The organism is Roseateles chitinivorans (assembly GCF_002761755.1).
Lineage (GTDB): Bacteria > Pseudomonadota > Gammaproteobacteria > Burkholderiales > Burkholderiaceae_C > Roseateles > Roseateles chitinivorans.
In genome coordinates this window covers 61,746-71,366 of sequence record NZ_PEOG01000026.1, presented here as the reverse complement: position 1 = coordinate 71,366, position 9,621 = coordinate 61,746, and the positions used below count along the sequence as shown (strand labels likewise).

The following is a 9,621-nucleotide window of genomic DNA, read 5'->3' as shown; positions in this document are numbered from 1 at the left end:
AGCTGCGCATCGGCGACAGCGGACCCGGCATCCCGGCGTCGCTGCGGGCCAAGCTCGGCCAGCCCTTCGCGGCCGGGCCCAATGGCGGCTCGGGGCTGGGGCTGGCGATCTGCCGCGAGATCGTCGCGTCGCTGGGCGGCACGCTGGCACTGGACAACCGCGAGCGCAACGGGGTCATCGAGGGGCTGGACGCCGTGGTGCGGCTGCCGGCGGCAGCATCGACCGACGCCGGTCCCGCATAGGACAATCCGCCCCCTGATGTCTGCCTCCCACCGTTCCTCCTCCGAGCTGACCAGCCTGCGCCTGGACAAGTGGCTCTGGGCCGCCCGCTTCTACAAGACCCGCTCGATCGCCGTCGAGGAGATCGGCAAGGGCCGCGTGACCGTCAACGGCCAGGCGGCGAAGGCCTCGCGCGAGGTGCGCCCCGGCGACGTCGTGCAGCTGCGCCAGGGCATGGTCGCCCGCGAGGTCAAGGTGCTGGCCCTGAGCAGCATCCGCGGCCCCGCGCCGGTGGCCCAGGCGCTCTACGAGGAAACGCCGGAGAGCCTCGCCGCCCGCGAGCGCGCGGCCGAGGCGCGCCGCCTGGCGCCGGAGCCGGCCGACACCATCGTCCAGGGCCGGCCGACCAAGCATGACCGCCGCAAGCTGGCCGAGTGGGACGACCGCTGGAGCGCCAGCATCGACGAGTGACCGGCGCGGGCGGCTAGCAGGCCCCGGGTTTGCCCGCGCACCGGTGCCAAAATCCCCCTCTTGAACTTCCGGCCATGGGCCCCAGATGCGGCGGGTCGCCCGACGCAGACTGGCTCCCCACAGACGCCGGTCCCCTTCCGAAGAGAAGTCGGGCTCCGCTTTGGGGCCATCCAACCATGACGACCGACAACCAACAACCCGATCCGACGCTGGACGAACTGACCCAGCAAGCCGCCGCCGCGGCCGCCGCCTCGGTGCCCGAGACGCTGGAGGCCAAGCTCGCCGACACCGAACGCCGCCTGGCCGAGATGTCCGACGCCTACCTGCGCGCCAAGGCCGAAGTCGAGAACACCCGCCGCCGCGGCGAGGAAGACACCGCCAAGGCCCGCAAGTTCGCGGTCGAGGGCTTCGCCGACGCGATGCTGCCGGTGGTGGACAGCCTGACCGCCGCCATCGCCCGCCCCGACGCCAGCGTCGAGCAGGTGCTCGAGGGCGTGCACGCCACGCTGCGCCAGCTGCAGTCCGCGCTGGAGCGCAACAAGGTGCTGGAGATCAATCCGGCCGCCGGCACCAAGTTCGACCCCCACCAGCACCAGGCGATCTCGATGGTGCCGGCCGACCAGGATCCCAACACGGTCGTGACCGTCCTGCAGAAGGGCTTCCTGATCGCCGACCGGGTGCTGCGCCCGGCGCTGGTCACCGTGTCGGCCCCGAAGTAAGCGCAACGAAAAATCGGCCGGAGCCCTTGAACCCGGCGAAGTTATCCACAGATCAGCAGCATCCCGGAACGATGTTTCAGCCGCTCACCTCACCGAGCCTTCCGCGCTGACCGTTCCGCCAGTTTTTCAATATTCAGGAGCACCACATGGCTAAGAAGAAGATCATCGGCATCGACCTGGGCACGACCAACTCGTGCGTCGCGGTCATGGAAGGCAACACCACCCGCGTCATCGAGAACGCGGAAGGCGCGCGCACGACGCCGTCGATCATTGCCTACCAGGAAGACGGCGAAGTGCTGGTCGGCGCCTCGGCCAAGCGCCAGGCGGTGACCAACCCGAAGAACACGCTGTACGCGGTCAAGCGCCTGATCGGCCGCAAGTTCTCGGAGAAGGAAGTCCAGAAGGACATCGACCTGATGCCCTACACCATCGCCGCGGCCGACAACGGCGACGCGTGGGTGGAAGTGCGCGGCAAGAAGCTGGCGCCGCCGCAGGTGTCCGCGGAAGTCCTGCGCAAGATGAAGAAGACCGCCGAGGACTACCTCGGCGAGGAAGTGACCGAGGCGGTCATCACCGTCCCGGCCTACTTCAACGACGCGCAGCGCCAGGCGACCAAGGACGCCGGCCGCATCGCCGGCCTGGACGTCAAGCGCATCATCAACGAGCCCACCGCCGCGGCGCTGGCCTTCGGCCTGGACAAGCACGGCGCGGGTGACCGCAAGATCGCGGTCTTCGACCTGGGCGGCGGCACCTTCGACATCTCGATCATCGAGATCGCCGACGTCGACGGCGAGAAGCAGTTCGAAGTGCTGTCCACCAACGGCGACACCTTCCTGGGTGGCGAGGACTTCGACCAGCGCATCATCGACTACATCATTGCCGAGTTCAAAAAGGAGCAAGGCGTCGACCTGACCAAGGACGTGCTGGCGCTGCAGCGCCTGAAGGAAGCGGCCGAGAAGGCGAAGATCGAGCTGTCGAACTCGTCGCAGACCGACGTCAACCTGCCCTACATCACGGCCGACGCGACCGGTCCGAAGCACCTGAACATCAAGCTGACCCGCGCCAAGCTGGAGTCGCTGGTGGACGAGCTGATCGAGCGCACCATCGCCCCCTGCCGCACCGCGATCAAGGACGCCGGCGTGTCGGTGAGCGAGATCGACGACGTCATCCTGGTGGGCGGCATGTCCCGCATGCCCAAGGTGCAGGAGAAGGTCAAGGAGTTCTTCGGCAAGGACCCGCGCAAGGACGTCAACCCCGATGAGGCGGTGGCCGTCGGCGCCGCGATCCAGGGCCAGGTCCTCGGCGGCGAGCGCACCGACGTGCTGCTGCTGGACGTCACCCCGCTGAGCCTGGGCATCGAGACCCTGGGCGGCGTGATGACGAAGATGATCAAGAAGAACACGACCATCCCGACCAAGTTCAGCCAGACCTTCTCGACCGCCGAGGACAGCCAGCCCGCCGTGACCATCAAGGTCTACCAGGGCGAGCGCGAGATGGCGCAGGCCAACAAGAGCCTGGGCGAGTTCAACCTGGAAGGCATCCCGCCGGCACCGCGCGGCGTGCCGCAGATCGAGGTGAGCTTCGACATCGACGCCAACGGCATCCTGCACGTCGGCGCCAAGGACAAGGGCACCGGCAAGGAAAACAAGATCACCATCAAGGCGAACTCCGGCCTGTCCGAGGCTGAGATCGAGAAGATGGTGAAGGACGCCGAGGCCAACGCCGCCGAGGACAAGAAGAAGGTCGAGCTGGTGCAGGCCAAGAATCAGGCCGACGGCCTGGTGCACTCGGTGCAGAAGTCGCTGGCTGAGCACGGCGACAAGCTGGACGCCGGCGAGAAGGAAAAGATCGAGGCAGCGATCAAGGACCTGGAAGAAGCCATCAAGGGCGAGGACAAGGCCGACATCGACGCCAAGACCGAAGCGCTGATGACCTCGAGCCAGAAGCTGGGCGAGAAGATGTACGCCGACGCGCAGGCGGCCCAGGCCGCGGCCGGTGCCGCGGGTGCGGCCGGCGCCGCCGGCGCGGACCATGCCGAGGCGGCGCAGCCGTCGTCCAAGCCGGCCGACGACAACGTCGTGGACGCCGAGTTCAAGGAAGTCAAGGACTCGAAGTAAGCCGTGCGCGCCGACCCAGGTCGGCGCCGCGATCGGCAACCGCTGTCGCCTGACAGCCGCCGCGCGGGGCCGCCAGCCTCGCGCGGCGTTTTGGTTTGAGGCCCCCAGGAAGATCCATGGCAAAGCGTGACTATTACGAAGTCCTAGGCGTCGCGAAGAACGCCAGCGAAGACGACATCAAGAAGGCGTATCGCAAGCTCGCGATGAAGTACCACCCTGACCGCAACCAGGGGGACGGCGCCAAGGAGGCCGAGGACAGGTTCAAGGAGGCCAAGGAGGCCTACGAGATGCTGTCGGACGGTCAGAAGCGCGCGGCCTACGACCAGTACGGCCATGCGGGCGTGGACCCGAACCAGGGCTTCCGCGGCGGTCCCGGCGCGGAAGGCTTCGGCGGCTTCGCCGAGGCCTTCGGCGACATCTTCGGCGACCTGTTCGGCCAGCAAGGCGGTGGCCGGCGCCAGGGCGGCGGCCAGCAGGTCTATCGCGGCAGCGACCTGAGCTACGCGATGGAGATCACGCTGGAGGAAGCCGCGCGCGGCAAGGAGACGCAGATCCGCATCCCGTCCTGGGAAGGCTGCGACACCTGCCACGGCAGCGGCGCCAAGCCGGGCACCAGCGCCAAGACCTGCGGCTCCTGCGGCGGCAGCGGCACGGTGCACATGCGCCAGGGCTTCTTCAGCATCCAGCAGACCTGCCCGCATTGCCACGGCACCGGCAAGATCATTCCGGAGCCCTGCACCACCTGCAACGGCGCCGGCAAGATCAAGAAGACCAAGACGCTGGAAGTCAAGATCCCGGCCGGCATCAACGAAGGCATGCGCATCCGCTCCGCCGGCAACGGCGAGCCGGGGGTCAACGGCGGCCCGTCGGGCGATCTCTACATCGAGATCCGCATCAAGCAGCACGACATCTTCGAGCGCGACGGCGACGACCTGCATTGCACGATGCCGGTGTCGATGACGACCGCGGCGCTGGGCGGCACGATCGAGGTGCCGACGCTGGGCGGCAAGGCCGAGATCGAACTGCCCGAGGGCACGCAGCACGGCAAGACCTTCCGCCTGCGCGGCAAGGGCATCAAGGGCGTGCGCTCGAGCTACCCGGGCGACCTGTACTGCCACATCAGCATCGAGACGCCGGTCAAGCTCACCGAGCACCAGCGCAAGCTGCTGAAGGAACTGGACAAGAGCCTGCGCGATGGCGGCGAGCGCCACTCGCCCAATGCGAAGAGCTGGACCGACCGGGTCAAAGACCTCTTCAAGTAAGCCACCAACAGCGGCGTGCAAGTTCACGCCGTGCTTGGGAATTCAAGCCGCTGCCCCCACGCAAACCCGGGGGACCGGCGGCGATCGCCGGGCGGACAATCCGCCTCGTGGTTGACGACATTCGCACACATCGTTGGGGTGCTGCCGGCCCGCTCTCTTCGGAGGCGGGCTTTTTCACATGGGCGCTCGCGCCCGCGGGACGGCGGTCATGACGCTCGCCAGCCCGCTGTCGAAGACGCAGGCGCTGGTCATCGACGGCAACGCGACCTCGCGCAGCCTGATGACCGCCCAGCTGCGTGAACTCGGCGTCGGGCATGTGCGCCAGGCCACGCGGGTGCGCGATGCCCGCGTCATCCTGGAAACGCAGCCCTACGACATCGTCCTGTGCGACTACTACTTCGACGGCTCGGAGCTCTCCGGCCAGGACCTGCTGGATGAACTGCGGCGGGAGCAGCTGCTGCCCTACGCCACCGTCTTCGTCATGGTCACCGGCGAGGCCTCCTATGCGAAGGTCGCCGAGGCGGCCGAGGCGGCGCTCGATGCCTACCTGGTCAAGCCCTACACCAGTGCCGCGCTGGCCGACCGCCTGGCCAACGCGCGCCATCGCAAGCTGGAGCTGAAAGCGATCTTCGACGCCATCGACGCCCGCGACTTCGATCGCGCCGCCGACCTCTGCCTGGAGCGCTTCCAGCGCAAGGCGACCTACTGGCTCTATGCCGCGCGCATCGGCGCCGAACTGCTGCTGCGCCTGGAGCGCCATGCCGAGGCGCGCGAGCTGTACGAGGCCATCATCGCCGCCCGCACCGTGCCCTGGGCCCGGCTGGGCGTGGCGCGGACCGAGGTGGCCAGTGGCAACCTGAGCGCCGCCCGCCGCACGCTGGAGACCCTGATCGGCGACATGCCCGACCAGGCCGACAGCTATGACCTGATGGGTCGGGTCCAGATGGAGCAAGGCGAGATCGACGCCGCGCTCGCCACCTACCGCACGGCCGCGACGCTGACGCCCGGCTGCCTGCTGCGCCAGCAGCACTGCGGCACGCTGGCCTTCTATGCCGGCCAGCGGGACGAAGCGCTCCGGATGCTGGAACGCAGCCTCGCGCAGGGTCTGCGCTCCAAGCTGTTCGACTGGCACAGCCTGGCCCTGCTGGCGCTGATGCGCTTCGACGCCAAGGACGGCAAGGGACTGAAGTACGCGGCCGACGCCCTGGCGCAGGGCATCGACCGTGCGCCGCGCGACGCACGGCTGCAGCGCTTCGACGTGCTGCTGCAGGGCCTGCGGCTGCTGCTGGAACGCCGGCTCGCCGATGCGCTGCAGCTGGCGCGCCAGTTCGCGCGCCGCGCCGCGGACGAGGACTTCGACCTGGAGTCCGCCTGCCTGCTGATCGCGCTGTGGGTGCGCATGGCGCGCCAGGACATCGAGTTGAGCGAGATGGACACGCTCATGAGCCAGCTCGGCCTGCGTTTCTGCAGCTCCAAGTCGGCGACCGAGGTGATGCTGAGCATGGCCGAGGGCCATGAGCCCAGCACGCAGCTGATGCGCGATGCCAATGCGCGGGTCTTCGCGATCTCGGAAACCGCGATGCGCCACGCGATGCGCGGCGACGCGCAGACCGGGGTGCAACTGCTGGTCGAACAAGGCGGGCTGACGCTGAACGCCAAGCTGATCGACATGGCGGCGCTGGTGCTCAAGCGCTATCGCGAACGGATGAGCGATCCCGATGCACTGGCGCCTCGCATCGAGGATCTGCAGCGCCGCTATGTGCAAGCCAGCGGCCAGGGGCTGAAGGCGGCGCGTGCCGCTGGCGGCATGGCCTTGCGGGGATGACAGCCGGTCCTCGGCGACCGCGCCGCGGCGCGACAGGGCGAAGCTTCAGGGAAGCTTCAGGTGGGACCACTACAAGGGCCGGTTTGATCACGCCGGCCTGACAGAAGCAAGATGCCGTTTTCCGATTCCTCGACCTCGCGGTCGCGCGAGGCCGGTGCGATGCGCACACGTTCTCCGTTGACCTTGACCTGGCTGGCTGCGCTCTGGATCGGCGTACTCGGCAACTGGCCGCTGTGGCAGCGCATGTGGGGCATGCCCGACTACGCCAGCCCGTCGGGCCGGCTGTTCGTCGTCGTCTTCGCCGGCATCGTGATCCTGGTGCTGGCGGCCTGCTTCAGCCTGCTGGCCTGGCGGGTGGCGGTGAAGCCGCTGCTCACCCTGATGCTGCTGCTGACCGCGCCGCTGGCCTACTTCATCGGCAGCTACGGCGTGGTCATCGACAGCGCGATGATCACCAACGCGCTGCAGACCGATGTGCGCGAGACCCGCGACCTGCTGGGCTGGAGCCTCGCGGCGCATGTGGCGGTGATCGCGCTGCTGCCGCTGGTCTGGCTCTGGCGCCAGCGGCTGACCGACCTGCGCTGGTACAAGCGGCTCGGCTGGAACCTGGCCAGCGTGGCGCTGGCGCTCGCGCTGGGCGTGGGCCTGGCGGCGACCCGCACCGCGGAACTGGCCTCGACGCTGCGCAACCACAAGGTGCTGACCAAGATGGTCAGCCCGGTCAACGCGATCTGGGCGAGCGCCGGGCTGGTCGTGCAGAAGCAGAAGAAGCCCAAGGGCCCGCCGGAGATCGTCGCCGCGGACGCGACGCTGACGCCCCGGCCCGCTGGCGCGCGGCCGCCGCTGGTGCTGCTGGTGGTGGGCGAGACGGCGCGCTCGGAGAACTTCCAGCTCAACGGCTATGGCCGGCCGACCAACCCGGAGCTCTCCGGCAAGCCGGTGCTGAGCTACCGCGAGGTCGCGTCCTGCGGCACGTCGACGGCGGCCTCGCTGCCCTGCATGTTCTCGCAGCTCGGCCGCGAGGCGTATGTCGACCACCCGGGCAACCAGGAGACGCTGCTGGATGTGCTGCAGCGCGCCGGGCTGGCCGTGCTCTGGCTGGACAACCAGTCGGGCTGCAAGGGCATCTGCGACCGCGTGCCCAATGCGCAGGCGATCAATCCCGCCCGCGCCGACCATCCCCTCCCGGCCGGCCTGTGCCGTCCCGACGGCGAATGCCTGGACGAAGCGATGCTGCACGACCTGGACGCCCGCATCGCCGCGCTGGATCCGCAGCGCGTCGCGCGCGGCGTGGTGCTGGTGCTGCACCAGATGGGCAGCCACGGACCGGCCTACTACCTGCGCACACCGGACGATCGCAAGCCCTTCCAGCCGGAGTGCCGCAGCAACGCGCTGCAGCAGTGCCCGCTGGAGCAGGTCCGCAATGCCTACGACAACACCATCGCCTACACCGACCATGTGCTGGCCAAGGCGATCGACTGGCTGGGCACGCAGCAGCAGCGCTTCGATCCGAGCCTGCTGTACGTGTCCGACCACGGCGAGTCGCTGGGCGAGAACAACCTGTTCCTCCATGGCATGCCCTACGCGCTGGCGCCGCGGCAGCAAAAGCATGTGCCGCTGGTCCTGTGGCTGCCGGCACAGACCCGCCAGTCGCAGCGGCTTGACGACGCCTGCCTCACCCAGCGCCGCGACACGCCGATGTCCCACGACGGGCTCTACCACACGGTGCTGAGCCTGAGCGGGGTGCAGACCTCGGTCTACCGCAAGGACTGGGACTGGGTCGGCGCCTGCCGACGCGGCGGCTGATCACCGTCCCTCAGAACAAGGTCTGCTGCCCCACCACCTTGGCCGGCGGCCGGAATTCGCTGAAGTCGAACTGGTGCCGCTCGCGGCCCAGGCCCAGGCGCTTCGAGGCCTTGCGCAGCCGCTGCTGCAGCAGCTCCGCCCAGATGCCCTCGCCAGTGAAGCGCGTGCCGAAGCGCGGATCGTTGTCCTTGCCGCCCCGCATGTCGCGCAGCCGCGCCATGATGCGCGCCGCCTTGTCCGGCTGGTGCAGCCGCAGCCAGTCGTGGAACAGCGGCGCCACTTCCCAGGGCAGCCGCAGCGGGATGCTGAAGGCCTTGGTCGCGCCGGCCTCCGCGGCCGCCTCGAGGATGCGCTCCAGCTCGGGCTCGTTGAGGAAGGGAATCACCGGCGACACGCTGACCCCGACCGGCACGCCGGCCTCCGCCAGCGCCTTGATCGTCTGCAGCCGCCGCTGCGGCGACGCGGCGCGCGGCTCCAGGATCCGTGACAGTGCCGGGTCCAGCGAGGTCACCGACAGGTAGACCGACACCTGCTGCTTGAGCGCCATCGGCACGATGAGGTCGAGGTCGCGCTCGATGCCGCTGGACTTCGTCACCACCGAGAACGGATGCCGCGCCTCGGTCAGCACCTCCACGACCGCCCGGGTGATCCGCAGCTTGCGTTCGATCGGCTGGTAGGCGTCGGTCGCCGTGCCCAGCACCAGCGGCGCCGGCTTGTAGGCGGGCGAGGACAGCGCCTCGCGCAGCCGCTCGGCCGCGTTGACCTTCGCGATGATCCGGGTCTCGAAGTCCAGGCCCGGCGACAGGTTCAGGTAGCTGTGCGTCGGCCGCGCGAAGCAGTAGATGCAGCCATGCTCGCAGCCGCGGTACGGATTGATCGACAGATCGAAGCCGATGTCGGGCGACTGGTTGCCGCTGAGGATCTTGCGGGCCTGCTCCTCGATGATCTCGGTCCGCGGCGCGACATGCTCCTCGAGCGCTGACTGGTCGAGCGTGCCCCAGCCGTCGTCGTACTGCTCGCGCTCGCGCGCTTCGAACCGGTGCGGCATGGCCCAGGCGCTGCCCCGGCCCTTCAGGGCATCGGCCTGGATGTACAGCGGCGGCCTGGCGATCTTGGTGTCTTGCGGCATGCTGTGAATTTATACAGTAATCCAGCGGATTGCCAGTGCCCGTCGGCACCCTCGCGGCCCACATAATCCCCGC

Annotated in this window: 8 protein-coding genes; 7 read left to right on the top strand and 1 reads right to left on the bottom strand. The window is 68.8% G+C overall.

All coding sequences use genetic code 11. The features are described 5' to 3' along the window. The 7 genes from CS062_RS11605 to CS062_RS11575 form a co-directional block, all read left to right on the top strand. The coding region (locus CS062_RS11605; RefSeq protein ID WP_143742316.1) for a sensor histidine kinase at positions 1-242 on the top strand (242 nt) is incomplete at its 5' end. A gap of 16 nt (positions 243-258) precedes the next feature. Next, positions 259-690: an RNA-binding S4 domain-containing protein gene (locus CS062_RS11600; protein WP_099861787.1), complete on the top strand. Its 432-nt coding sequence runs from the start codon at positions 259-261 to the stop codon at positions 688-690. Positions 691-866: 176 nt separating this feature from the next. After that, positions 867-1,409: a nucleotide exchange factor GrpE gene (gene grpE, locus CS062_RS11595; protein ID WP_099861786.1), complete on the top strand. Its 543-nt coding sequence runs from the start codon at positions 867-869 to the stop codon at positions 1,407-1,409. A gap of 146 nt (positions 1,410-1,555) precedes the next feature. After that, a complete protein-coding gene (gene dnaK / locus CS062_RS11590; RefSeq protein ID WP_099861785.1) occupies positions 1,556-3,526 on the top strand; it encodes a molecular chaperone DnaK in 1,971 nt (656 codons plus the stop codon). A 116-nt stretch (positions 3,527-3,642) separates the two neighbouring features. Further along, positions 3,643-4,788: a molecular chaperone DnaJ gene (gene dnaJ / locus CS062_RS11585; protein WP_099861784.1), complete on the top strand. Its 1,146-nt coding sequence runs from the start codon at positions 3,643-3,645 to the stop codon at positions 4,786-4,788. 208 nt (positions 4,789-4,996) lie between these two features. Beyond that, positions 4,997-6,613 (top strand): response regulator, encoded by a 1,617-nt coding sequence (locus tag CS062_RS11580; RefSeq protein ID WP_158238759.1) that lies wholly within the window; start codon positions 4,997-4,999, stop codon positions 6,611-6,613. Positions 6,614-6,772: 159 nt separating this feature from the next. After that, complete coding sequence (locus CS062_RS11575) at positions 6,773-8,419, top strand: phosphoethanolamine transferase (RefSeq protein ID WP_158238758.1); 1,647 nt, start codon at positions 6,773-6,775, stop codon at positions 8,417-8,419. A 10-nt stretch (positions 8,420-8,429) separates the two neighbouring features. On the opposite strand, the gene CS062_RS11570 is transcribed toward CS062_RS11575, so the two are convergent. Next, complete coding sequence (locus CS062_RS11570; protein ID WP_099861781.1) at positions 8,430-9,548, bottom strand: PA0069 family radical SAM protein; 1,119 nt, start codon at positions 9,546-9,548, stop codon at positions 8,430-8,432. Positions 9,549-9,621 lie beyond the last annotated feature (73 nt).

Excerpts from the sequence above, each read along its gene's own strand:
- CS062_RS11600 (WP_099861787.1), top strand. The coding sequence starts at position 259 with ATGTCTGCCTCCCACCGTTCCTCCTCCGAGCTGACCAGCCTGCGCCTG.
- grpE (WP_099861786.1), top strand. The coding sequence starts at position 867 with ATGACGACCGACAACCAACAACCCGATCCGACGCTGGACGAACTGACC.
- dnaK (WP_099861785.1), top strand. The coding sequence starts at position 1,556 with ATGGCTAAGAAGAAGATCATCGGCATCGACCTGGGCACGACCAACTCG.
- dnaJ (WP_099861784.1), top strand. The coding sequence starts at position 3,643 with ATGGCAAAGCGTGACTATTACGAAGTCCTAGGCGTCGCGAAGAACGCC.
- CS062_RS11580 (WP_158238759.1), top strand. The coding sequence starts at position 4,997 with ATGACGCTCGCCAGCCCGCTGTCGAAGACGCAGGCGCTGGTCATCGAC.
- CS062_RS11575 (WP_158238758.1), top strand. The coding sequence starts at position 6,773 with ATGCGCACACGTTCTCCGTTGACCTTGACCTGGCTGGCTGCGCTCTGG.
- CS062_RS11570 (WP_099861781.1), bottom strand. The coding sequence starts at position 9,548 with ATGCCGCAAGACACCAAGATCGCCAGGCCGCCGCTGTACATCCAGGCC.